Annotated in this window: 25 protein-coding genes; 22 read left to right on the top strand and 3 right to left on the bottom strand. The window is 35.3% G+C overall.

Annotation, left to right across the window (positions count from 1 at the left end):
* Positions 1-63: 63 nt before the first annotated feature.
* The 17 genes from paaA (at position 64) to NK356_RS05785 (ending at position 14,156) form a co-directional block, all read left to right on the top strand.
* Positions 64-1,002: a 1,2-phenylacetyl-CoA epoxidase subunit PaaA gene (gene paaA, locus NK356_RS05705; RefSeq protein WP_034695794.1), complete on the top strand. Its 939-nt coding sequence runs from the start codon at positions 64-66 to the stop codon at positions 1,000-1,002.
* 103 nt (positions 1,003-1,105) lie between these two features.
* A complete protein-coding gene (paaB, locus tag NK356_RS05710) occupies positions 1,106-1,387 on the top strand; it encodes a 1,2-phenylacetyl-CoA epoxidase subunit PaaB (protein ID WP_034679196.1) in 282 nt (93 codons plus the stop codon).
* Between the two features lie 103 nt (positions 1,388-1,490).
* Positions 1,491-2,240, top strand: coding sequence for a 1,2-phenylacetyl-CoA epoxidase subunit PaaC (gene paaC, locus NK356_RS05715; protein WP_253316433.1), 750 nt, complete (start codon positions 1,491-1,493; stop codon positions 2,238-2,240).
* A 6-nt stretch (positions 2,241-2,246) separates the two neighbouring features.
* Positions 2,247-3,056: an alpha/beta hydrolase gene (locus tag NK356_RS05720; RefSeq protein ID WP_253316434.1), complete on the top strand. Its 810-nt coding sequence runs from the start codon at positions 2,247-2,249 to the stop codon at positions 3,054-3,056.
* 3 nt (positions 3,057-3,059) lie between these two features.
* Positions 3,060-3,524, top strand: coding sequence for a 1,2-phenylacetyl-CoA epoxidase subunit PaaD (paaD, locus tag NK356_RS05725; protein ID WP_034695803.1), 465 nt, complete (start codon positions 3,060-3,062; stop codon positions 3,522-3,524).
* A 142-nt stretch (positions 3,525-3,666) separates the two neighbouring features.
* Positions 3,667-4,467: an enoyl-CoA hydratase/isomerase family protein gene (locus NK356_RS05730; protein ID WP_034695806.1), complete on the top strand. Its 801-nt coding sequence runs from the start codon at positions 3,667-3,669 to the stop codon at positions 4,465-4,467.
* A 35-nt stretch (positions 4,468-4,502) separates the two neighbouring features.
* The gene (locus NK356_RS05735) at positions 4,503-4,739 is read left to right on the top strand and encodes a four helix bundle protein (protein ID WP_367399295.1); all 237 of its coding nucleotides are present in this window, start codon (positions 4,503-4,505) and stop codon (positions 4,737-4,739) included.
* Positions 4,740-4,896: 157 nt separating this feature from the next.
* Positions 4,897-6,030, top strand: coding sequence for a 3-hydroxyacyl-CoA dehydrogenase NAD-binding domain-containing protein (locus tag NK356_RS05740; RefSeq protein ID WP_253316435.1), 1,134 nt, complete (start codon positions 4,897-4,899; stop codon positions 6,028-6,030).
* An 89-nt stretch (positions 6,031-6,119) separates the two neighbouring features.
* Positions 6,120-6,428, top strand: a complete 309-nt coding sequence (locus NK356_RS05745; protein ID WP_034695814.1) for a hypothetical protein — start codon at positions 6,120-6,122, stop codon at positions 6,426-6,428.
* 9 nt (positions 6,429-6,437) lie between these two features.
* Positions 6,438-6,851, top strand: a complete 414-nt coding sequence (locus NK356_RS05750) for a PaaI family thioesterase (protein ID WP_253316436.1) — start codon at positions 6,438-6,440, stop codon at positions 6,849-6,851.
* Positions 6,852-6,962: 111 nt separating this feature from the next.
* Positions 6,963-8,168 carry a 3-oxoadipyl-CoA thiolase gene (pcaF, locus tag NK356_RS05755; RefSeq protein ID WP_253316437.1) on the top strand — a complete coding sequence of 402 codons (1,206 nt, stop codon included), beginning with the start codon at positions 6,963-6,965 and terminating at the stop codon, positions 8,166-8,168.
* A 106-nt stretch (positions 8,169-8,274) separates the two neighbouring features.
* Complete coding sequence (locus NK356_RS05760; protein WP_253316438.1) at positions 8,275-8,868, top strand: transferase hexapeptide repeat family protein; 594 nt, start codon at positions 8,275-8,277, stop codon at positions 8,866-8,868.
* 55 nt (positions 8,869-8,923) lie between these two features.
* A complete protein-coding gene (locus NK356_RS05765) occupies positions 8,924-9,538 on the top strand; it encodes a transposase (RefSeq protein ID WP_253316439.1) in 615 nt (204 codons plus the stop codon).
* Positions 9,539-9,596: 58 nt separating this feature from the next.
* A complete protein-coding gene (locus tag NK356_RS05770; RefSeq protein WP_253316440.1) occupies positions 9,597-10,424 on the top strand; it encodes an alpha/beta hydrolase in 828 nt (275 codons plus the stop codon).
* 108 nt (positions 10,425-10,532) lie between these two features.
* Positions 10,533-13,028 carry a phenylacetic acid degradation bifunctional protein PaaZ gene (gene paaZ, locus NK356_RS05775; protein ID WP_253316441.1) on the top strand — a complete coding sequence of 832 codons (2,496 nt, stop codon included), beginning with the start codon at positions 10,533-10,535 and terminating at the stop codon, positions 13,026-13,028.
* 120 nt (positions 13,029-13,148) lie between these two features.
* Entirely contained in the window at positions 13,149-13,874 is a 726-nt protein-coding gene (locus NK356_RS05780) for a hypothetical protein (RefSeq protein ID WP_034695830.1), read from the top strand.
* A gap of 120 nt (positions 13,875-13,994) precedes the next feature.
* Positions 13,995-14,156: a hypothetical protein gene (locus NK356_RS05785; RefSeq protein ID WP_156106444.1), complete on the top strand. Its 162-nt coding sequence runs from the start codon at positions 13,995-13,997 to the stop codon at positions 14,154-14,156.
* Positions 14,157-14,213: 57 nt separating this feature from the next.
* Here the strand turns inward: NK356_RS05785 and NK356_RS05790 are convergent, their stop codons facing one another.
* Positions 14,214-14,891, bottom strand: a complete 678-nt coding sequence (locus NK356_RS05790; RefSeq protein WP_034695831.1) for a CPBP family intramembrane glutamic endopeptidase — start codon at positions 14,889-14,891, stop codon at positions 14,214-14,216.
* A gap of 235 nt (positions 14,892-15,126) precedes the next feature.
* Between NK356_RS05790 and NK356_RS05795 the strand changes: the two genes are divergently transcribed.
* Genes NK356_RS05795 through NK356_RS05805 form a run of 3 tightly spaced genes read left to right on the top strand, consistent with a single transcriptional unit; the run spans position 15,127 to position 19,329 of the window.
* Positions 15,127-15,897, top strand: a complete 771-nt coding sequence (locus NK356_RS05795; RefSeq protein WP_253316442.1) for a DUF4241 domain-containing protein — start codon at positions 15,127-15,129, stop codon at positions 15,895-15,897.
* A 2-nt stretch (positions 15,898-15,899) separates the two neighbouring features.
* A complete protein-coding gene (locus NK356_RS05800; protein WP_034695832.1) occupies positions 15,900-16,586 on the top strand; it encodes an SMUG2 DNA glycosylase family protein in 687 nt (228 codons plus the stop codon).
* Between the two features lie 58 nt (positions 16,587-16,644).
* Positions 16,645-19,329, top strand: coding sequence for a DEAD/DEAH box helicase family protein (locus tag NK356_RS05805; protein WP_253316443.1), 2,685 nt, complete (start codon positions 16,645-16,647; stop codon positions 19,327-19,329).
* Positions 19,330-19,416: 87 nt separating this feature from the next.
* On the opposite strand, the gene NK356_RS05810 is transcribed toward NK356_RS05805, so the two are convergent.
* Both NK356_RS05810 and NK356_RS05815 read right to left on the bottom strand, forming a co-directional pair.
* A complete protein-coding gene (locus tag NK356_RS05810; RefSeq protein ID WP_253316444.1) occupies positions 19,417-20,238 on the bottom strand; it encodes a T9SS type A sorting domain-containing protein in 822 nt (273 codons plus the stop codon).
* A gap of 36 nt (positions 20,239-20,274) precedes the next feature.
* Positions 20,275-20,826, bottom strand: a complete 552-nt coding sequence (locus NK356_RS05815; RefSeq protein WP_051934321.1) for a phage tail protein — start codon at positions 20,824-20,826, stop codon at positions 20,275-20,277.
* A 256-nt stretch (positions 20,827-21,082) separates the two neighbouring features.
* On the opposite strand from NK356_RS05815, the gene NK356_RS05820 reads away from it, so the two are divergent.
* Positions 21,083-21,847 carry an enoyl-CoA hydratase/isomerase family protein gene (locus tag NK356_RS05820; protein ID WP_034695836.1) on the top strand — a complete coding sequence of 255 codons (765 nt, stop codon included), beginning with the start codon at positions 21,083-21,085 and terminating at the stop codon, positions 21,845-21,847.
* Positions 21,848-22,271: 424 nt separating this feature from the next.
* Entirely contained in the window at positions 22,272-25,223 is a 2,952-nt protein-coding gene (locus tag NK356_RS05825) for a SusC/RagA family TonB-linked outer membrane protein (RefSeq protein WP_034695893.1), read from the top strand.
* Positions 25,224-25,225: the final 2 nt, after the last annotated feature.

Below are 25,225 nucleotides of genomic sequence, written 5' to 3' on the forward strand. Positions count from 1 at the left end.
TAAATTTCCAAATTGCCTAATTCTCAAATTTCCAAATTATTTAATTTTCAAATTCAAAAAAAGATGGACTTAGAAAAATTTGTTCAATACGTTCACGAAGAAAATAAAGTAGAACCAAAAGATGTAATGCCGGATGATTACAGAAAGTTATTGGTTCGTCAGATTTCACAGCATGCACATTCTGAAATTGTAGGAATGCTGCCAGAAGCCAACTGGATTTCCAGAGCACCTTCATTGAGAAGAAAAATGGCTCTTTTAGCTAAGGTTCAGGATGAGGCAGGTCACGGCCTATATCTTTATTCTGCTACTGAAACTCTAGGTGACGGAAGCATCAGAGCGGACAGAGATGCTACTTATGATGATATGCTGGAAGGAAAAGCAAAATATTCAAGTATTTTCAACTATCCTACGTTAAGCTGGGCAGATATCGGGGCCATAGGTTGGTTAGTAGACGGTGCTGCTATTATGAACCAGGTAATGCTGATGGGGAACTCTTACGGTCCTTATTCAAGAGCGATGGTGAAAATCTGTAAGGAAGAATCATTCCACCAAAGACAAGGGTATGAAATTCTTATGGCATTGTGCCGAGGAACAAAACAACAGAAAGAAATGGCTCAGGCTTCGTTAAACCGTTTCTGGTGGCCAGCTCTGATGATGTTCGGACCTAATGATGACAGTTCACCCAACTCTAAAATCTCTATGAACTACAGAGTAAAAAGAGAAAGTAACGACAGTCTTCGTCAGAGATTTATCGATGTTACTGTTTCTCAGGCTGAATTCTTAGGATTAACCATTCCGGATAAAGATCTGAAATGGAACGAGGAAAGACAGCATTATGATTTCGGAGAACTTCCCTGGGATGAATTCATGGAAATCTTAAAAGGAAACGGACCTTGTAACAAAAAGCGTATCGAAACAAAGAGAAAAGCGCAAAGAGAAAATTCGTGGGTAAAAGAGGCTGCGGCAGCTTTTGCAGAAAAACAACAAAAAGAAGTAATATAATTTAATGTATTAATTTGAAAATATGCTAATTTGAAAATGTAACTACTACGGATTAATTTTCAAATTACCTAATTCTCAAATTTTCAAATTCTCAAATTAAAATATGGCAAATTTAGATATGTGGGAAGTGTTTATTCAGACTAAACCGGGATTATCTCACAAACACGTTGGAATTGTACAGGCACCAACAGCAGAAATGGCTTTGCAGAATGCAAGAGACGTTTATACAAGAAGAAAAGAAGGAACTTCAGTTTGGGTCGTTCCAAGTAAATATATTGTGACTTCAGAAGGAATTGATAAAGAAGCATTCTTCGATCCGGCTGATGATAAACTATATCGTCACCCAACGTTCTACGACATTCCAAACGATGTAAAAAATATGTAATAAAGAATAGACTTAGAGATAATAGACCAAAAGATAATAGATAAAGCATTGAAGTCTATTTTCTATCAGTCTATCATCTACTTGTCTTAAAATGTATTAAACAATGAACCCATTATATAATTATTTATTAAAACTAGCAGACGACAGTTTCATTATGGGACAGCGTTTGTCTGCATGGTGCGGTGAAGGTCCTTACTTAGAGGAAGATATTGCATTGACGAATATTGCGTTGGATGAACTAGGTCAGGCGAATAACTTTTACGTTTACGCTTCAAGAGTGATAGACAACGGAAAAAATGAAGATGATATCGCATTTTTAAGATATGAGCACGAATACGTCAACGCCCATTGGGTAGAACTTCCTAATGAAGATTATGCACAGACTATTCTTAAAGTATATGTATTGTCTGTGTATCAGAAACTGATGTATGAGGCATTATCAAACTCTGCTAATGAAGAATTGGCTGCCATTGCTCAGAAATCATTGAAAGAAGTAAGATATCACTATACGCACGCTGCATCATGGATGAAAATCTTTGCTCAGGGAACAGAAGAAAGCCGTGGACGTTTGGTAAAAGCCATTGAAAATATCTGGGAATATACGAAAGGTCTTTTTGCTAAAACAGAAGGTGAAGATGACCTGGTTGCTTTAAATATTGCTCCCAATTCAGACGCTCTTTACGAAGAATTCGTTGCAATTACCAAGAAAGATTTTGCAGATTTTGGGTTAGAATATCCTGAAAATGCTTTCATGCAGCCAAAATCAAGAACAGGATATCATACAGAATATTTCGGATTTATTCTTTGTGAGCTTCAGTATATGCAGAGAGCATATCCTGGCTGTACCTGGTAATAAATTATGAAAAAGGTGCTTCTTGGGATATTGACTTTTTTTCTTGCAGCATATGTGATACTATGTGTTGGAATCTATTTTTATCAGGAGAAAATTATTTTTTATCCTGAAAAGTTACCGGAAAATTACAAGTTTACATTTGAAGGTAACTTTGAAGAAGTACCCATCAAAACGCAGGGTGGAAAGCATTTGAGTTCTGTTTTATTCAAAGCTCAAAATCCAAAAGGAGTCATCTTTTATCTTCATGGAAACGGAGGGTCCATAAAAAGCTGGGGAGAAGTCGCTCAGCTCTATCGAAGTATGAATTATGATACTTTGATACTTGATTACCGAGGTTACGGAAAAAGTGAAGATAAAATAAACAGTAAAGATCAGCTTTTTTCGGATGTTGAGACTGCTTACAAAGAGCTTTTAAAAAGATATCCGGAAAACAGAATTATTATTTTAGGATATTCTGTAGGAACAGGATTAGCCGCAAAATTAGCATCCATGCATAATGCAGGATTATTGATTTTACAGGCACCTTATTACAGTATAGAAGATGAAATGAGTCAGAAATTCTCATTCCTTCCAAAATTTTTACTGAAATATAATTTTGAGACTGGTGAATATTTAAAAACCGTTCAGTCACCCGTTGTTATTTTTCATGGGGATAAAGATGAGGTTATTAACTATAAAGCCTCTTTAAAGCTTAAAAATAACTTTAAAAAAGGTGATCGTCTGATTATATTAAAAGATCAGTATCACAACGGAATAGCAGATAATTTGGATTATCAGAATGCAATGAAAGCCATTCTTGATTCTGATAAAAAATAAAATATGAATCAGCTTTTAGATTTATTAAAAACAATTCCCGATCCGGAAATTCCAGTCATTGATATTGTGGAATTAGGAATCGTAAGAGATGCACAGATAACAGGAGAAAATACCTGCGAAGTGATCATTACACCTACTTATTCTGCCTGTCCTGCTATGTTTACCATTGAGGAGGACATTATCAAAATGATGAAAGAAAACGGATGGGATGCGAAAGTAGTAACCAAGATGTTTCCGATCTGGACAACAGACTGGATTACTGATGAAGCGAGAGAAAAACTCCGTGTTTACGGAATTACACCTCCAGAAAAAGGAGCAGACGAACACCACATCGGGAAACCGAAAAAATGTCCGCGTTGTGGTTCTGAGCATACCAAGCAGATCAGCAGATTTGGGTCTACTTTGTGTAAGGCATCTTATCAGTGTTTAGACTGCCTGGAGCCATTTGATTATTTTAAATGCCATTGATGAGTTATTCATCAATCCACAACAAACTTTACGGCTATGCAAAGCATAACGAAGGAATTGTTAGAATGTTAAATTATTAGACGGTTACATTAATTTATATTGTTAAATTAGTGCGTTGTTAAATAATAAATTAATAAAAACTATGTATACACAACTTGATATTGAAACGCATTTTGACGGAAAGCTGAAAATCGCATATCTTAATCAACCGGAAACGATGAACGCCCTTACCAAGCCGGCTTTATCAGATCTTAGAGACTTTGTTAAAGAGTGCAGCGAAGATGAAACGGTAAGATGTGTTGCCATTTCCGGAAGAGGAAGAGCATTCTGCTCAGGTCAGAATCTGGATGAAGCTTTTGTAGTAGGCAAAGAACACCATGATCATGACATCATCAGAAAAATTGTGGTAGACTATTACAATCCATTAGTAATGGAAGTTACCCGTTGCAAAAAACCGGTTATTGCTTTAGTAAACGGTCCTGCAGTAGGAGCTGGAGCAATGTTAGCTTTAATTTCCGACTTCGTTTTAGCGAATGAGAAAGCATATTTTGCTCAGGCATTTTCAAATATCGGTTTGATTCCTGATACAGGAGGAACTTACTTCTTACCGAAACTTTTAGGTAGACAATTAGCCAATTATTTAGCATTTACAGGTAAAAAATTATCTGCAGAAGAATCTAAAGCGTATGGTCTTGTAGCAGAAGTTTTCACTGAAGAAGAATTTGTTCCAAAATCTATGGAAATTCTTGAAAGAATGGCGAACATGCCGACAGCGGCAATCAAACTTACGAAAAAAGCGTTTGCCAATTCTTATACCAACACATTGAAAGAGCAGCTTGAACTGGAAGGAGATCTTCAGCAGGAAGCAGCAGGCACAGAAGACTTCATTGAAGGAGTAAATGCCTTTTTACAAAAAAGAAAACCTAATTATAAAGGAAGATAATTAATTTGAAAATGAGTTAATTTGAGAATTTGTAAATGAGAAATGACAAAGAAAATATTATTGTAAATAAGACTTTTGATTTTGCACTCAATATTATTGAATTTTCAGAAGATTTATATGAGGATAAAAAATTTCCTTTGGCAAATCAAATTTTTAAATCAGGAACTTCGATTGGAGCTAATGTTAGAGAGGCTCAAAATGCAGAAAGTAAGGCAGATTTTATTTATAAATTAAAAATTGCCGCTAAAGAAGCTGATGAGATAGAATATTGACTTTTGCTGTGCTTAAAGTCTCCATATTTGAAATCTCCAAACGAAAAATTAATGTCTGATTTAAAGGAAATTCTATTAATTCTGTCTAAAATTATTTCAAGTTCAAAATTAAAATAATTTTCAAATTAACTCATTTTCAAATTTTCAAATTTAAAATATGAATGTAGGAATTATCGGTGCCGGAACCATGGGAATCGGCATTGCACAAGTAGCCGCAACGAACGGATGCAAAGTATGGGTTTATGACGCCAACGCAAAACAAGTAGAAACGGCAACGGTAGGTTTGGAAAAAACCTTGACCAAATTGGTTGATAAACAAAAAATTTCGGCAGAGAAAATGACTGAAATTTTAGCTAATATTTCCATTGCTACGGAATTGAAAGATTTCAAAGATTGTGAGCTGATTATAGAAGCCATTATCGAAAACAAAGAGATCAAAACCAAAGTATTTACAGAGCTTGAAAACTATGTTTCTGAAAGTTGTGTTCTCAGTTCCAATACCTCATCTATTTCTATCACCTCTCTGGGTGCAGAACTCAAGAAGCCGGAGCGTTTCATCGGAATTCACTTCTTCAATCCGGCTCCATTAATGCCTTTAGTGGAAGTCATTCCATCCTTATTAACAGAAAAAACATTAGCAGAAAAAATCTACAACCTCATGAAAGAATGGGGAAAGACTCCTGTTATTGCCAAAGATATTCCAGGGTTTATTGTCAACAGAATCGCCAGACCTTATTATGGAGAAGGCTTGAGAATTGTTGAAGAAAACATCGCTACACCGGAGCAGGTAGATGATGCTATGAAAACATTGGGGAACTTCAAAATGGGACCTTTCGAATTGATGGACCTTATTGGAGTGGATGTCAACTTTGCAGTAACAACTACTGTTTACAAAGATTATTTCTACGATCCGAAATACAAACCGTCTTTATTACAGCAAAGAATGTCTGAAGCCAAACTTCACGGCAGAAAAACAGGAAAAGGGTTCTACGATTACAGCGAAGGAGCAGAAAAACCTGTAGCTCAGAAAGATAATGCTTTATATCAACAGATCTTTTTAAGAATCATTTCAATGCTGATCAATGAAGCTGTTGAAGCCAAAAGATTAGGAGTTGCCAATGACGAAGATATCGAACTGGCAATGCAGAAAGGTGTCAACTATCCAAAAGGTTTATTAAGCTGGGGTAAAGAAATCGGGTATGCAAAAATCTCCGAAACCCTTCAGAACCTTTACGAAGAATATCAGGAAGAAAGGTATAGACAAAGTCCATTACTTCGTAAAATGAATTAAATAATTTGAAAATGTGCCAATTTGAAAATTGATTATAATGGGTTTTCATTTTCAAATTCTCAAATTTATTTAATTTTCAAATTAATATTATGGATATAGATGAATTCAGAGCAGAGCTGGAGACCAGACTTTTAATTGAGAAAGAATACTTAATTCATGAAGCTTCCTCAGTTGATGATCAGGAAAGGCTTGAGCTATTAGGAAAGTTTAATGAGAAATATAAAGAGCTGATCAAAAGATTGGCCAGCGAAAATGGAATTGATTTAAACGAATCCTATCCCTCTGAAAACTCATCAGACTCAGAAAACCTTTCATACGGGCAGATTATTCTTGGGAAAACCATGAGTGTTTACGACAGATTATCAGATGAACTGTATGAAGAAATAATAAACATATAATTAATAGAAATGAATCCAAGACAAGTAGCAGATTATATGTTCAATCAGGATTATTTTTCCCAGTGGATGAATATTAAGATGATTGAAGTAAAAGAAAATTACTGTTTAATAGAAATGCCAATCAAGAAGGATATGCTGAACGGACTTAAAACAGTTCATGGCGGAGTTACCTTTGCTTTTGCAGACTCTGCGCTGGCATTTTCTTCCAACAATACCGGAGATGCTGCCGTAGCATTGAACTGTATCATCAATTTTACCAAAGCAGGAAAGGAAGGCGATGTTTTCAGAGCAGAAAGTATCTTGGTGAATGATACAAGAAAAACAGCTGTTTATGACATTCAGATTACCAATCAAAACAAAGAACTGATTGCAAAATTTGTAGGAACAGTTTACAAAATCGGAAAAAAAGTAACAGAATTATAAAGAATTCGAAAATTTGAGAATGAGGTAATTTGAAAATTATTGTACTCCATTAATTCTTTACTTGCCTGAAATTTTCAAATTCTCAAATTGACTCATTTTCAAATTAAAATTATGAACAACGTATACATCATAGACTATGTCAGAACTCCCATCTCGAAACTGCAGGGAGGATTATCAGAAGTAAGAGCCGATGACTTGGCTGCTATTGTTATTAAAGAAGTAGTAGCAAGAAATCCTGAAGTTCCTGTAGAGGAAATTGAAGACGTTATTTTCGGATGTGCCAATCAGGCGGGTGAAGATAACAGAAACGTTGCAAGAATGGGGCTTTTATTAGCTGGTCTTCCTTATAAAATTGGTGGAGAGACTGTAAACAGGCTATGTGCTTCAGGAATGTCTGCTGTAGCGAATGCATTCCGTTCCATTGCAGCAGGAGAAGGAGAAATCTATATTGCAGGAGGAGTAGAGCATATGACGCGTTCTCCTTATGTGATGTCAAAGCCAAGCGCTGCTTTCGGTAGAGATAGTCAGATGTTTGATACTACTTTCGGATGGCGTTTCATCAACCCTAAAATGAAAGAACTATACGGGGTTGACGGAATGGGAGAAACAGCTGAAAACTTAGCAGATATCCATCAGATCAACAGAGAAGATCAGGATAAATTTGCTCTTTGGTCTCAGCAGAAAGCGACAAAAGCTCAGGAAAGCGGCAGACTGGCAGAAGAAATTGTAAAAGTTGAAATTCCTCAGAGAAAAGGAGATCCAATCGTTTTTGAAAAAGATGAATTCATCAAACCTACTTCATCCATGGAAGGTCTGGCAAAACTTCGCCCGGCTTTCAGAAAAGAAGGAACAGTAACAGCAGGAAATGCTTCAGGAATGAATGATGGTGCTGCTGCTTTGATTCTGGCAAGTGAAGAAGCTGTTAAAAAATACGGGTTGAAACCCAAAGCAAAGATTCTGGGATCTTCCGTAGCGGGTGTAGAACCAAGAATTATGGGAATCGGACCTGTAGAAGCTGCTCAAAAATTATTAAAAAGATTAAACCTTTCCCTGGAAGATATGGATATCATCGAATTAAACGAAGCATTTGCAGCACAGGCACTCGCTGTAACAAGAAGCTTAGGGTTGAAAGATGATGACGCAAGAATAAATCCGAATGGAGGTGCTATTGCAATTGGTCACCCACTGGGAGTTTCGGGAGCAAGAATCGTAGGTTCTGCAGCAATGGAACTTCAGAAACAGGATAAAAAATATGCATTGTGTACCCTTTGTATCGGTGTAGGTCAGGGATATGCAATGGTCATCGAACGGGTTTAATTTGAAAATGTGCTAATTTGAGAATTTGAAAATGACATTCAATATAATTTAAATTAGCTCATTAATTTCCAAATTATCCCATTCTCAAATTTTCAAATTAAAAAATATGAACATCTACTCATATCACGGGATTCGTCCCATTATAAAACCTTCTGCTTACATTCATCCGCAGGCAGTCATTATCGGGAATGTAGAAATAGGTGAGGAAGTATATATTGGTCCCAATGCGGTCATCCGTGGCGACTGGGGAAAAATTATCATTAAAGACGGAGCTAATGTACAGGAAAACTGTACCCTTCACGTTTTCCCGAATATAGAAACTATTCTGGAAGAATCAGCACACATCGGACATGGCGCGATTATTCATTCCGGACACATTGGAAAAAACTGTCTGATCGGAATGAACTCTGTGGTAATGGACAAAGCCTATATCGGCGACGAAAGTATTGTCGGAGCATTGGCTTTTGTACCAGCCAATTTCAGATGTGAACCAAGAAAACTTGTGGTAGGAAGCCCAGCAAAAATTATCCGTGATGTTTCTGACGAAATGATTCACTGGAAAACAGAAGGAACAAAACTATATCAGGAACTCGCAAGAGAAGGAAAAGAAGCCATTCTGCCATGTGAGCCTTTTACAGAATATGTTCAGCAGATTCCCACCAAAACTGTGGATTACAGTATCTGGGATGATATAAAATAGTATGAATTTTTAAAATAATTGCTGATAATCAAACCCAACGGGTTTTTAAAACCCGTTGGGTTTAAAAATTTTAATACCAGATTTAAAAAGAATGATTAATACAGAAAATTTTGAATTTGAAGGTGTATATCACGTTTTCTCCCATGTAAATGGGACTGAAGTTATTTTTCGTGAACCCTCAAATTATCAATTTTTTCTGGAAAAGATAGATAAGTATATTCTTCCGGTTGCTGATATTTATGCTTATTGTCTGTTACCTAATCATTTTCATTTGCTGTTAAGATTTAAGAATTTTGATAATGTGAATAATGAAAATGAGCATCAGTCTTTAATGAAGCATTTTGGTAATTTATTGAATGCTTATGCTAAAGCTTACAACAAAAGATACAATAGGAAAGGTGCTCTTTTTTTGAATTCGGTAAAACGAAAAAAAATATCAGATGAGAAGTATTTATTGAAAGTTCTCCATTACATCCATAATAATCCGATTAATCACGGATTTGTAAATAAAATTGATGAATGGAAGCATTCTTCATATAATTCATATGTAACTCCTAAAAAAGGAAGTAAATTGGATAGAAAGGAAATCATGCAGTATTTTGATTCGGTAGAAATTTTTAGAAATTATCATCAGTCTACTGTTGAATATGACTTTTTAAATTTTGAATAATTGCTAATAATCAAACCTAACGGGTTTCAAAAACCCGTTAGGTTTAATAAAATTAAATATGATTAAAAAAATTGCACTTGCATGCAGCATTATGTTGGCGGTAGGTTGTACACTAACAGCACAGACTGTTACTACAAAACCGCTTACAATAGGAGAAGTGAGGACGATAAAGTCCAAAACATTAAATGAAGACAGAACGCTGAATATTTATCTTCCACAGGGATATGATAAAACAAAATCATATCCGGTGATCTATTTGTTAGATGGAAGTATGAATGAAGATTTTATTCACGTTACAGGATTAGTACAATTCTTTAATCAGATGTATTCCATGCCGGAAACCATTGTAGTAGGAGTTGCTAATATAGACCGAAAAAGGGATTTTACTTTTCACACGGATTTAAAAGACTTACAGAAAGACTATCCTACAACAGGACATTCTGATAAGTTTATTGAATTCATGGAAAAGGAATTAAAACCTTATTTGGAAAGCCAGTTTAAAACTACAGACAAATATCTTTTCGGTCAGTCTTTAGGAGGACTTCTGGCAACAGAAATCCTTTTGAAAAAACCGGAAATGTTCAATAACTATTTTATCATCAGTCCAAGTTTGTGGTGGGATGATGAAAGTCTTCTCAACCAGGCAGGAGCATTGCTTTCAAAATCTCCGGATACGAAAAAGTTTGTCTATGTTTCTGTAGGGAAAGGAGAACATCCGGTGATGGTAAAAGACGCAGAAGCTTTCTATGATGTTTTGAAAAAAGCAGGAAAGAAAAACTGGACATTGGAATATAAAATGATGGAAACAGACAATCACGCAACTATTCTTCACAGAAGTTTATATGAAGGATTGGTGAAAATGTTTCCTTATCAGGAACCGAAATAATTTTAACTCAAAGAATAATACGGATTCAAACCTTATAGGTCTCGAAGATCTATAAGGTTTAGATAAGTTTATTAAAAAGATTAATCTAAGCAAAAAGTAAAAAACTATATGGAAAAGTTAAAAAACTATATCTACGGACAATGGGTAGAAGGTACCGGAAGCGGAGTTCCTTTGTACAATGCCGTTACAGGAGAACAGGTAGCTGTTTCCGATACAGAAGGGCTTAATTTTGAACAGGCTCTTGACTACGGAAGAACCGTAGGGTATAAAAACCTTTCTTCAATGACTTTCTACGACCGTGGGGAAATGTTGAAAAAAGTAGCACTTTATCTGTTGGAAAGAAAGAAAAAATATTACGATTTATCATACAAAACAGGAGCTACCCACGTTGATTCATGGGTGGATATTGAAGGAGGTTTCGGAACTTTCTTTACCTATTCCGGACTGGCAAAAAGAATGCTTCCCAATACTTCATTTTGGGTAGATGGTGACACTCAGAAGATTTCTGCTAACGGAACTTTCTTGGGAACGCATATTTTAACCCCAAGTGAAGGAGTTTCTGTACAGATCAATGCTTATAATTTTCCGGTATGGGGAATGTTGGAAAAACTATCCACTTCCTTATTGGCTGGAGTTCCTTCTATTGTAAAACCATCTCCTTTCGGATCTTACCTTACCAATGCAGTGTTTCAGGATATGATTGAAAGTGGAGTATTGCCTGAAGGAGCTGTTCAGTTAGTGTGCGGAGAACCAGGAAATATCTTAGATTATGTACAGGATGGAGATTCTGTATTGTTCACGGGCTCAGCCAATACAGGAAGAAAATTAAAATCACTTCCATCTATTGCAGGAAATGCGGTTCGTTTCAATATGGAAGCAGATTCCCTGAACTGTTCAATTCTTGGATTGGAAGCAAAACCGGGAACACCTGAATTCGATCTGTTCATCAAAGAAGTTCGTAACGAAATGACTACGAAAGCAGGACAGAAATGTACTGCAATCAGAAGAATCATCGTTCCTGAGCATTTAATCGGTGACGTTCAGAATGCTTTGTCTAAAGCTTTAGATCAAACAAAAATCGGAAACCCATTAAGCAGAGAAACCAAAATGGGATCTTTGGTGGGAAGACAGCAGTATGAAGAAGTTCTGAGAAAAGTAAATATTTTAAAATCAGAAACAGAACTTGTCTATGACGGAAAACACGAACTGGTAGATGCTAACTATGAAAATGGAGCATTTATGAGTCCGAAATTATTCCTGAACGACAAGCCTTTCGAAAAAAATATCTCTCACGATGTAGAAGCTTTCGGGCCGGTATCTACATTAATGCCGTATAAAGATGCTGAAGAAGCGGCTGCATTGGCAAAAAGAGGAAAAGGAAGTTTGGTAGGATCTATCATTTCTCATGACGAGAACTTTATCGCAGAAACTTCATGGAAAATGGCTTCCCAGCACGGAAGAATCTTTGTATTGAACAGAGATAATGCTAAGGAAAGTACTGGTCATGGTTCACCGCTTCCGACATTAATGCACGGAGGTCCTGGTAGAGCTGGTGGTGGAGAAGAAATGGGCGGACTGAGCGGTCTTCATTTCTTCCTACAGAAAACAGCAATCCAGGGATCACCGGATGTGTTGAAAGCAATTACTAAGATTTACCAGCAGGGAGCAGAGAAAAAATTCTCAGACAAACATCCTTTCCAGAAATATTTTGAGGAAGTAGAAGTAGGAGATTCTTTAGAAACGGCGGGAAGAACGGTTACTGATGCAGATATCGTGAACTTCTCCAATGTGTCATGGGATCATTTCTACGCCCATACGGATGCTACGAGTTTAACGGGAACAATCTTTGATAAAACAGTTGCTCACGGATATTTCATCCTTTCAGCAGCAGCAGGATTATTCGTTTCAGGTAAAAAAGGACCTGTTATTGCTAACTATGGATTGGAAGAATGCAGTTTCTTCAAACCTGTATATGCAGGAGATACCATTACTGTTTATTTAACAGCAAAAGAAAAAATCAACAGAGGAGTAAAAGGAAGAAATATTCCTTCCGGTGTTGTAAAATGGCTGGTTGAAGTGGTGAATCAAAGAGATGAGGTAGTTTGCGTGGCAACAATCTTAACATTGGTGGCAAAACAATCTCCTTTCATCGATCTGAATGTGAAAAACGTTCAGAAAATACTGAATGGACTAACAGAAACTACACCTTCTCTTTGGGGAAAAATGTCTCCACAGCAGATGATCGAGCATCTGGAAAAAGCTGTATTGGTAAGTTTTGGAGAGCCGGAAGCGGAAAAATGCTATACTCCGGAAGAAAATCTTGAAAAATGGCAGGATTCTCTTTATAACCACAGAGCAATGCCAAAAGAATTTACAGCTCCATTCCTTCCACAGGATGGCTCACTTCCTGAATTAACACACAAAAACCTGGAAGCAGCAAAACTGTCATTCATAGATAATGTGAAGAAATTTGTAATCTATTACAAAGAAAATCCACAGGCAGAACACATGAATTATGTTTTCGGAAAACTGAATAAAGAAATGTGGGAACTGATGCACAAAAAGCATTTTACCCACCACTTCCAGCAGTTTGGATTGATTTAATTCAAAATAAAATATAAATTTATAGTCCCTTCCGGTTTAAACTGAAAGGGACTTTTTAATACTCCCTGTCAAGGTTTGAAATTTTGACGTAAATAAGAAATTCAGAAAAAATTTTTAATCATGAAATCTTTAAAAATCTCTTTTACCGCTGCCTTTTGGGCTTTCCAAATTTTAGTTCTTTCTTCCTGTTCAGGAAATCTTAAGTCAGATAAAGACGGTTATTTTTCTGAAGAAAAATTTGTAGATAGCGTGAATGTAGGTAGAAAAGGTAAAGCAAAAGTAGAGTTTGAAAAGTTTCGACATGTTAAGAATGGTGATGTATTTGTTACCTTGAATTTTTATGATTTAAAGGAAGTATGGGTGGAAAGTAAAGGTTCAAAGTTTCATACCTGGGAACTAAAGAACAGTTTTAAATTCGATAAAGATGGAATATCTGATATGGATGTTCAAATTGGTGATTTCAATAACGATGGATTTAATGATATAACCTACCAGAGTGCTATCGCTGGAAGAGGAGGAAATGTAGTGATGACATTATTTGTTTATGATCCTGGTAATAAAGATTTCATCCACATCAAAAATTCTGAATCTTATCCGAATTTAACTTACAATGCAAAATTAGATTGTATTAATTCACTCATTTTAACTGGCTCTACAACAACCGTATTTCTAAAAATTAAAAAAGATTCTCTGCATGAATTTGCCAGAGTTGATGTTTCAGATAAAATAATAGTGGAAGAAAAAGATTCTACAGGCAAGTTTAAAATTATTGAAGAAAAACCATTCAAAGGAAATGATGAAGACTTTTATAAAATTTTTAAAAATTACAAGCCTTTAGAATATTAATAATATCTATAAATGTTCATTATTTCAATTAGTTATACTTTTTATTTGAAAAATTATTAACTTTAATAGGCGAAATCCGAAAAGCATATAGAGTAGGAGAGAACATCAAAACAAACCACTATGAAAAACTTAAAAAAACTTTCAAGACATGAGTTGAAATCTCTTAAAGGTTCCGGACCAAACTGGTCTTGTGCCCTTAATCCTTGTCCTCCCGGAAGCTGTTGTCTTCCTGGAAGATGGCCTGATATTGCCAGAGCATGTTATATATGTGCTGATTCTTAGATTTTTTTCACTTAAAACAATACATAAAGCTGCTGTTCCTCAGGATTGGCAGCTTTTTTATAATCTCTTCTTCAGCTTAAAATATCCAAATATTAAAAGAGGCAAAGCCAATATCTGGAACAAAAAAACAAGCAGCGACGAAATTCCCTCAAGATGGTTCTCATTAGCTTTTATAAAGAGTTGTTTACCTAGCGGACCGTTTGAAAATACAATAATATTAAACAAATTCCAACCAAAATGCAGTGCAATAGGCAGGTACAGAGATTTTGTTTTAGCGAAAGATACTGCCAGCATCCATCCAAAGATGGCGGTCATCCCAAAAATAATTCCCATCTGAAAAGGATTTCCGAATGCGTTATAAGAAAACCAGTGGTAGACTCCGAAGCAGGCAGCAGATAAAAGACAGGCTTTTGTAGTTCCCCATTTTTCAATAGCAAGGTAAAGCAGAGCTCCTCTGAAAAGTAACTCTTCAAATAATACAGACTTCAGAACCCACCATATCCCCATCAATGCAGCGGATAATGTAAGTTGCTTATTCAGAATCCAGCCATTATTGATGAATGCTGTTGTCATGATATGATAAAGACTGCAAATGGCAGTGGCTAAAAGAAAACCTATTCCAAAATAGATTAATCTTGTTTTGCTGGGCTTGAATCCTAAAACAGAAAGGTCCTTATTTACCGTGAACTTAAGGAGAAGCCATGAAATGATAAGCTCAATGATAATTCCAATCATAGGTTAAAAGTTTTTAGTTGAGTGAAATTGCTATTTCATTGAGAACGAATTTAATAAAAAAAATAACATGCATTAAAACTTGGGAATAGGATGATAAAATATGACGATTAAGTTTCTTTTTGATTAATAATTTATTTAAATGAATAATTAAGTTTTAATAGATTCTTAGTTTCAACTTCTTCTTTCTCTTGTAAAAAAGTACTAATTTTAAAATTCAATCATAAAATCAAGAGCAATGAACGAAAGCTGGATGCAAAAATGGGAAGAAGTGAAAAATATTCTGGTTTGCCCTACAGATCTGGAAATATATTTTACTTCTGATGAAATTCTGGGACAGAAAATGGAGGTGATGGAAATCGGAAATGTTTCTCTTCCTTCCGGAAAAGTGGTGGTAAGAGATCCGCTGGTGTCTTTAAATGCCAATCAATCACCTTATTTTATTCAGGCTCCGAAAGGAAATTTTCCTGTAACTATTGCTGTAGTAAAATCTGAAGATTGGGGAAATAGATATGCTGTTGTAAAAGTTGAATTTACCAAAGAAAAACCTGTTGTTTATAGAGAAGCCTTAGTTGGGATTGAAGAGTTGGAAGGGGTAACTGATGAAGATTTTTTTGGCTTTGAGGTAGATGCTGGTTTAGGTTGTATTGCGGATAAAGAAGTACTTCCTTTTGTAGATCAATTTGTTGATGAAATAAATGTCGACAATGTTTATGATGATTATTTTGCAGGGCTTTTCTCCCAAAGCTATAAAGATTATCCCAACAATCAGAGAGAAGCAGGAGACTGGATCAACTGGACGGTTCCAGGTACCAACTATCAGATTCCGATGTTTGCTAGTGGCTTTGGTGACGGCAGCTACCCTGTTTATTTTGCTTATGATAATAACGGAGAGATATGTGGTTTATACATTCAATTTATTGATATTGAATTGGCTTTAAGTGAAGAAGATGAAGAAGATGATCTTGACGACGATCAACCTGAAAACTTTATTTTTTCTAAAAACTAAATATGAATACAACTTTTGCAGACCATGTTATTACGTTCAATGAAAACCTGAACTATACGGGAAATTTACCTGAAGGTTTTGATGTTCTGAATCCATATCTTGAAAACCCTGAAACATTAATGGTAATGCAGAAGTTTTATCATAAATATTACAATGATTCATCTCAAAGAAAATTTATCATTGGAATCAATCCGAGCCGCCATGGAGCAGGAGTCACCGGTGTTCCGTTTACCGATACCAAAAGGCTTGAAAGTATTTGTGGTATAAAAATGGAATCTGCCCACACTCATGAAGTTTCTTCTGTTTTCATGTATGATATGATTGAAGAATATGGAGGTGCCGATCTTTTTTACAAAGATATTTATATCAACTCTCCATTTCCGTTGGCTATTGTGAGAAAAACAAAAAATGGTTGGTTGAATGCCAATTATTACGATGACAAAAAGCTCTTCGACGCTGTAAAGAATTTTATGATTGATTCTTTAAAGAAACATATCAGTCTTAATCTTGATACATCAGAAGTCTTTGTTCTTGGTAAAAAAAATGCCGATTTTATTTCAAAATTAAATAAAGAAGCAAAATTGTTCGATAAAATGACTGTTCTTGAGCATCCAAGATATATCCAACAGTACAAATTGAAAGAAAAGCAGTTTTATATAGACAAGTATATTCTTGCATTGAAAAAATGAAACATCGAGAGGATGTGATTTCTATGATTGTATGTGTTGTTTTTATTAAATTGTGCTTATGAATGTTTTTCCTAAAGACACAACTTTTAAATACAGCTGGCGAACTTATCAGAAGAAAATTTTAGACAATATGGATGACTATCTCCACGATAATCATCTTCATATTTCGGCTCCTCCTGGTTCTGGAAAAACGGTTCTGGGATTAGAAATGATGTTGAGACTTGGTGAACCAACATTGATTGTTACTCCCACGCTAGCAATCAAAAACCAATGGATTCAGAGATTTTGTGAGCTTTTTCTGGATACGGAAACTGTTCCTGAATGGATATCTTCTGATATTAAAAATCCTGGAATTATAACTGTTACCACTTATCAGGGTATTCATTCTGCTTCTGGAATAGATGAACAAGACGAAGATCTGATAAAAAAATCTTCAAGAATCTCAATTGCAGAAATCATTAAAAAGCTAGAGAAGCAAAAAGTAGGGACTCTTATTTTGGATGAAGCGCATCATTTGAAAAATGCTTGGTGGAGAAGCTTAATGGAATTGAAAAATAGAATTAGTCCTAAAGTTGTTGCTCTTACTGCAACACCTCCTTTTGATGTTTCTGGTTCTGAATGGCAAAAATATATTCAGCTGAATGGTCCTATTGATGTAGAAATTTCTGTTCCTGAATTGATGATTGAAGGAGATCTTTGTCCTCATCAGGATTTGGTTTATTTTACTTCACCCTCAAAAGAAGAGGAGAGGAAACTTGAATACTATCATCATCAGGCAGCCACATTTTTCGAAGAAGTTCAAAATGATGATACGCTACTTGAAGCTTTTGAACAGCATCCTGTTTATCAGCATCCAGCTGTGCATTTGGAATGGATTTACGAAAACATATCATCATATACTTCGGGACTTGTTTATCTTCATTTCAGAGGAAAGGAGATTTCGGATATTCATTTTAATATCATTGGAGATCAGCAAAAATATGTTCCTGAATTTGATTTCTTCTGGATGGAAGAACTTCTTGATTTTTATCTTTTATTGGATGATGCTAATTTTAAAAAATATGAAGAGCATCGGACAGATCTTGGGAATAGGCTCAGAAGATTGGGGTTTCTTGAACAAAGAACAATCAGTTTTTATAATAGTAAAAATGTAAATCAGATTCTTAATTCAAGTATAGGAAAACTTCAGGGCATAAAGGAAATTGCAGATTTTGAGTTTTCAGTTCTTAAAGAAGATCTCAGAATGGTAATTCTCACGGATTTTATTAAAAAAGAATATCTGAGCAATAGCACCGAGAATATAGTAAGTCTTGATAAAATTGGAGCGATTCCAATATTTGAAAAACTTAGAAGAGAAAATTCGCAAAATAAAAAAATAGGTATTCTTACAGGTAGTTTGGTGCTCATACCTTCGAGTGCAAAGGATCTGTTTGATCAGTTTTGTGTAAAAAAGAGCATATCTGGAGTGTCTTTTTCTGCCCTCTCTTATGATCAGAATTATTTGATAATTAGTCTTACAGATCAGATAAAGCATGATGTGGTTCATATAATAACTGAGATTTTTCAATGTGGAGGAATTCAGGTCTTAATTGGGACAAAGTCTTTGTTGGGAGAAGGTTGGGATGCTCCCAAAATGAATAGCCTTGTGCTGGCCAGTTTTGTAAGTTCTTTTGTGCTCTCTAATCAAATGAGAGGAAGAGTTATCAGAACAGATAAAGATAATATAAACAAAACAGGAAATATCTGGCATCTTATATGTTTTGATTCCTATGATATTGGTGGAGGACAGGATTTCAGTAATATAAAGAAAAGATTTAAAACTTTTGTTGGTATTTCCTACAAAGATGAGGTTACCATTGAAAATAATTTTGAACGACTCAATATTAAAACGATAGAACGTAAAGAAGAATTACCGGAAATCAATCAGATATTCTTTGCATGGGCAAAAGATAGAACTGCTCTTGCTGAGCGATGGAAAACAGCTCTTGATAAAGGAAATGTTTTGGTGGAAGAAATTGAAGTCCCTTCAGTGAATATGACAGATATGGGGAAAATGCGGATGGATTATTTAGGTAAAATGAGCGGAAACTTTGCAAAGATAATGGTGTCATCCATATTGCTATTTTGGCAGGATCTTCTGATGGGGCTTCTCCGAAATGTTGATGAAATTAATTCTATAAAAAGTTTTTCATTACTGGTTTCTCTATTTGGGATTGCAGGTGTTGTTGTGTATGGTGGGAAACTGTATAGATCTACAAAACAATATTTAAGATGTAAAGATGTTGGGAGGCAGCTGAACTCCCTTGCTGAAGTAGTTTTGTATGGATTACTCTATGAAAAAGTAATACGAACCTCTATTGAAAAACTTCGAATTGTAAGTTCTTCAGACAAAAATAAAAATGCATTTTGTTATTTGGAGGGAGGAAGTCAATATGAAAATGCCCAATTTATACAAACTTTACAGGAACTGGTATCCCAAATAGATAACCCAAGATATCTATTGAAACAAAAAAGAGGTTTATTATTTTTGAAAAAAGATATGTACTATCCTATACCCGAGATTTTTGCAAAAAATAAAAAAAGTGCAGAATTTTTTAAAAAACTATGGGATAAAATGATAGGAAAATCTGAGCTGATTTTCACAAGAACTATTGAAGGGCGTAAAATTTTATTAAAATTGAGATTCCAGGCTTTACTCAATAGAAACGGAAGGATAGAACATCTCCACAAGTGGACCCGATAAAATGACAAAATCCCTTCGTCGAAAGGGATTTGTCATTCATGAATTAGAATCTTTGTGGGAATATGGAACTTGTGAAATTTCTTATTTTTAGTTTTTAATGACTTTGGTAGATTCTGTTGCTGTTTTAATAATATAAACTCCTTTTGGAAGCTCTGAAATATTGATTTCATTATTTCCCTTTTGAGTTTGTATCGTTTTCAGAATTTTACCATCAAGACCATAGATTTTAGCTTCACTGGCTTTTTCTGTAGTAATAGAAATAGGCCCGTGGGTTGGATTAGGATAAACAGTCAAGTCTTTTTTAATGCTTTTAGCTTCCGAAGTACCCAATACCAGATTACTATCTTTTACCCAGGTGAAAGCATCCAAACCTACATATCGGAAAGCTCCGTTGGCTGTGATTTGTAACTCATCTATCACAATGTTTGAGTAGTTCTGACCATTTAAGTTGGTAAGATCAATTAAGGTGTATCCATTCGTGCTGCCTAAACTGGTTGCAAATCCGGTAGTTTTTGTTTGGGTAAATTTTGTTACTCCGCTTAATTTTCCGGTTATAGTCAGATTTCCTGTTACATTAAGGTCCAGGTTCAATGCAGAAAGATACATCCAGAATCTGTTTACTTTAAACAAATTAGAAGTGGTTTTTATACTAAATGATGGCGGAGATTGAGTATCGTTGGAATTATCAATATATCTGTTATCATTAGCTGTTCCGCTCCAGCCAGTTCCCGGGAAATTTCCCTGAATATCAAAAACACTTACATGTGAAATGATATTGAAAATGACTCCATTATCGGTGAAGCTTGTACTTCCGTTCGATTCTGTCTCAAATTGTTCCGTACTGGTCTGCCCGAATGAGAAAATTGAAATGAGCAGACTACAGATTGTTAAAAAAGTAGTGCTTTTCATGATTTTTGTTTTAAATGTTAGGTTATTGTGTAGATATTAATCTCTTGGAGGATAAATACCTTCAACACAAATGATATAATTTAAACCTAGATAAGGAGGCATATTATTCACAGGCAGATTTTGTCCTATGAAGGCAATACTTTGATTATTAATAATCGTATCAGGGTTAGCATCATTCACAAAACTCGGTACAGCATTGAAATCTCTTCCTACTTGTGTACCTGAGATGGCAATTGTTGAAGTGGCTGTAGGAGTAGATGAATTAGCATTCTTATTTGCTACTTTAAGCTGAAATCCTGCACCTACACTTGGAAGGTTGGATGCTAAAAGTGTATTTTGTGTAGTTCCGGATACTACTCCCAAAGGATAAAATTGGTTCGCATTTACATTCCCTGCGCCTAAAGCCATACGCCCTTTTAAGTTAGGGAGAGCGAAAGTAGTAATACCGTCTCCACCATACGTTGTTCCTAAAATAGAGAATAAGGCAGAATTTCTTGAAATGCTTATTAGACTTCCGTCGCAAAACATCCAGCCTCTAGGTGCGAAATTTCCTGCAAATAATTTTACAATTCCAATGTACTCTTCCATGATGATTTTTTTTTAGTTTTTAAATTTCTTACTCTTTTACAGGCTTTTCAGAATCCGCCTTTTGATTATTTATTCTCAGTTCAAAGGAACGATTAATAGTAGGGTGGTGCTAGAGTAGAAAATACCAAATTAAAAACTCCGTATTTCTACGTAATAGATGGTGTGAAATATGCGGGTTTAAAAAGAAAATTTATACTTTAAGTTTCTCTGAACGAGCTGTATTTCGTATTTTTGTAACAATCCAATAAAAATAAAAATGAGCGAATTTGTAGCATCAGAAATTAAAAATAATATTGCCGAAATCACTTTCGGAACACCCAAAAGTAATTCTCTTCCGGGAGCAATTTTAGAAAAGCTGGCAGAAACTATTCTTGAAGAAGGAGCAAAAGATGAGGTGAAAGCTATTTTAGTAAAAAGTGCAGGTGAGAAAGCTTTTTGTGCAGGAGCAAGTTTTGACGAACTCTTAGCAATTGAGGAACTGGAAGCTTCCACGAAATTTTTCGGAGGTTTTGCTAAAGTTTTAAATGCAATGAGAAACTGCGGAAAAATTGTAGTGGTAAGAGTTCAGGGAAAAACAACTGGTGGAGGAGTTGGAATTGCTTGTGGAGCAGATTATTGTTTTGCTACTAAAGATTCAGCGCTGGCACTTACTGAAATCAATCTTGGAATCGGGCCTTTTGTAATTGGGCCTTATGTTGAAAGAAAAATAGGTAAGTCGCAATTCTCTGCAATGGCAATTGACGCAGACTTCAGATCTGCTGAATGGGCTGAGCAACATAATGTTTATCATTCCGTTTCAGATACAATTGAGGAAATGGATGAAAAACTAGAGAAGTTTTTACAGACTTTAGCTTCAAGAAGCAGCGATGCTCTAACGCTAATTAAAAAAGTTTCTTGGGAAGGAACTGACCACTTCAATGAGTTAATGCCGGCAAGAATTCATATGAGTGCCAGTCTTATTCTTGAAGATTCTGCCAAGAAAAATATTGAGTCCATTAAAGAAAAATTAAGAGTGAAGTAATTTTTTTTATTGTTTTAAAAAATATTTTATCTAGATACTATGATCCGGGAAGCATTTGTTTTTCCGGATTTTTTATGCTTTATCATAATCTTAGATTCTTATGTTTTTTTCATAGAAATCTAGCATTTTCTATTGTGTTTTTTTAATTGTGTTATTTGTGTATTATTTTGGTTAATTATTCTATAGTGTCAATGAAATCATATTTTTAGTTTTATTTTTTCATTGTTTTAACGTATTTTAAATAATTGTTTAATATTTTTAAAACTAAATTAACGTATTTTTAACTTATATTTTTAATTGATATTAAATAATGAGTTAAAAATATAAATCATTTGCATTTAATTTATTTAATTATCTTTTTTATTGCCTTTTTATTAATTTTAGTTACATATATTTGCATTCATACTGTTAAAATATGTTAAATATGAAAATGAAGTTAATATTGAGTACTGCTGTGTTGTTCTTTGTAGGAGGACACATGGTAGAAGCCCAAAAGGCTAAGCGCGACACCATACCGCAGGATACTAAGATTGATGAAATTGTGGTGGTTGCTTACGGAAGCCAGAAAAGAGAAACAATGGTTGGCTCCAATACTGAAGTAAAAGCAAAACAATTTGCCGATCGACCGATAACGAGTATCGGACAGGCGCTGGATGGTGCCAGTGCTGGTGTAAAAGTGAGTACGGGTACAGGGCAGCCAGGAAGCTCACCAAGTATCCAAATCCGAGGGATAGGTTCTTACGGGATTTCAACATCTCCTTTGTATGTTGTAGATGGTGCCATTTATACGGGCTCTCTTGCAGCTATCAATCCTAATGATATCGCATCATTCAATATTCTGAAAGATGCTGCTTCTACCTCTTTGTATGGTTCTGCTGCAGCTAATGGTGTTGTTCTGATTACTACAAAATCAGGAAGAAAAGGAAAAGATGCGTTTAATTTTAGCATGAGTACCGGAGCGGTAGGAAGATCAATCCCGGAATATGACAGAGTGAATGTTTATCAATATTATCCTCTTGTTTGGGAGGCAATAAGAAATGGTAGGATGACCTCTACACCAGGTACTACTGTAGCAGATGCCAATGCTTACGCCACAGCGCAATTGATTTCAGGTGTTCTGAAAACCAATGTATTTAATGTACCGGATAATCAATTGGTGGTAAATGGTGTTTTAAATTCCGATGCTAAACTTAAATATACTGATTTAGACTGGCAAAAGCCTTTAATGAATACGGGTTTCAGACAGAATTATGAATTAAATTACAGTGGAGGAAGTAATACAACTACCTATTTTTCGTCAGTAGGATATACCAATGAAACAGGGTATCTTATTAAATCAGATTTTGAAAGATTTACTGCAAGATTGAAAGTGGACTCACAAGTGAAAAGCTGGTTAAAACTTGGAACGAGTATCAGTGGAGTATCTTCTAATGGGAATAATTCTGTGGATGGGGCTGATAATAATACCGCATATATCAATCCATACAGATGGACAAGAACAATGGGGCCTATCTACAGCCCGTATGCTCATGATCCTAATACATTTGCTACTCTGTATGACAATGCTGGTAATGTAGTCTATGATCCCGGAAATGCAAGAGGTGTTGATGCGGCGGCAGGAAGAAACGTAATTCAGGAAACACTTTTAAATAAGGATCTTTCTAAGAACTATTATATCATATCCAGAGCATATGCTGAAATCAAAGTAAATCCGTATCTTACACTTTCCACTAATGCAGGATATGATATCAGAAATAACAGAAGAAGTACATACGGAAATAAAATTATAGGGGATGCAGCTCCGTTAGGTGCAGCAGAGAAATATAGTTTTACAGAACAGACTTTCACCTGGAATCAACTCTTAAACTACAAAAGAAAATTTGGAGATCATAATTTTGAATTCCTTTTGGGGCACGAAAATTATAAATACACTTATGAGTATCTGTATGGATATAAAAAAGGACAGATTGTAGATGATAATGATGAATTGGTCAACTTTGTAACTCCGGCATCTCTTACTTCCCGTTCGGACAATTATAGAAAAGAAGGTGTGTTTTCAAGATTGAACTATGATTATAAATCTAAATATTTACTTTCAGGTTCTATCCGTTGGGATGGTTCATCCAGATTTGCCAAAGATGTAAGATGGGATTCATTCTGGTCTATTGGGGCAGGATGGAGATTAAAAGGAGAGGAGTTTTTAAGTAATTCCAATCTCATCAGTGAATTAAAACTGAGAGGTTCTTATGGAGAAGTTGGAAACGATGGAACAAATAGTTATTATATGTACAAGAGTACTTATACGTTAGGGTATAATAATGCTCAGGAGCCCGGAATTTTATTTGGTTTCCTGGCAGATCCTTCTATTACTTGGGAGGCAAATAAACAAACTGATGTAGGAGTTGATTTTGGTTTTTTAAATAACAGAATTACAGGTTCGGTAGAGTATTATAATAGGGTTACTGAAGATCTGATCTTCCCTGTTCCTCTTCCGGTTTCTGCTGGAGTTCCGGATAATACAATCAGCAGAAACGTTGGAACAATGTATAACCGCGGATTCGAATTCAGTATTAATGCAGATATCATTAAAAATCAAAATTTCACCTGGAATATTAATGCCAATGCATCTACTCTTAAAAATCAGATAACAGAACTATCTAATGGTATCACTGAGATCATCAATGGAACCAAAAGAATTTCTGTAGGACACTCAATATATGATTATTGGTTAAGACAATGGTATGGGGTAGATCCTGCAGATGGCTCTCCTTTGTTCTTGGTAGCTGATGCTTATGCTAATACAACAGCTGCAGATATAAGAACTGTAAATGGTACTAAAGTGACAACCAATTCCAGTAAAGCCAAATTCGATTATTCGGGAACGGCAATTCCAGATTTATTTGGAAGCTTTGGAACGTCCATTACTTATAAACAATGGTCACTGTCAGCATTATTTACTTATCAGTTAGGTGGAAAAACATATGATTCTAATTATGCGGCATTAATGTCTAGTTATTCACAAGGTGGAGCTTTGAGTCCGGATATTCTTGACAGATGGACAACTCCAGGGCAGATTACTGATGTTCCGGCATTGAATTCTATAACATATACAAGCTCAAATATTGGTAACAATTCAAGGTGGCTGGTAAGTTCGGATTTTATTACATTCAGACAGGCTACTTTAAGTTATAATTTCAGCCCAGAAACTTTATCACAGCTTGGAGTTTCAGGATTAAGAATCCTTGTTTCTGGTGAAAATTTATGGAGTAAAACAGCTAGAAAAGGGTTGGAGCCTTCTCAGGCATTCAACGGTACCGCATCAAACAGGTATACTCCGGCGAGGGTGGTGACAATAGGATTTAATGTATCTTTTTAAAA

This window comes from Chryseobacterium sp. S0630, from assembly GCF_024158915.1.
Taxonomy (GTDB): Bacteria; Bacteroidota; Bacteroidia; order Flavobacteriales; family Weeksellaceae; genus Chryseobacterium.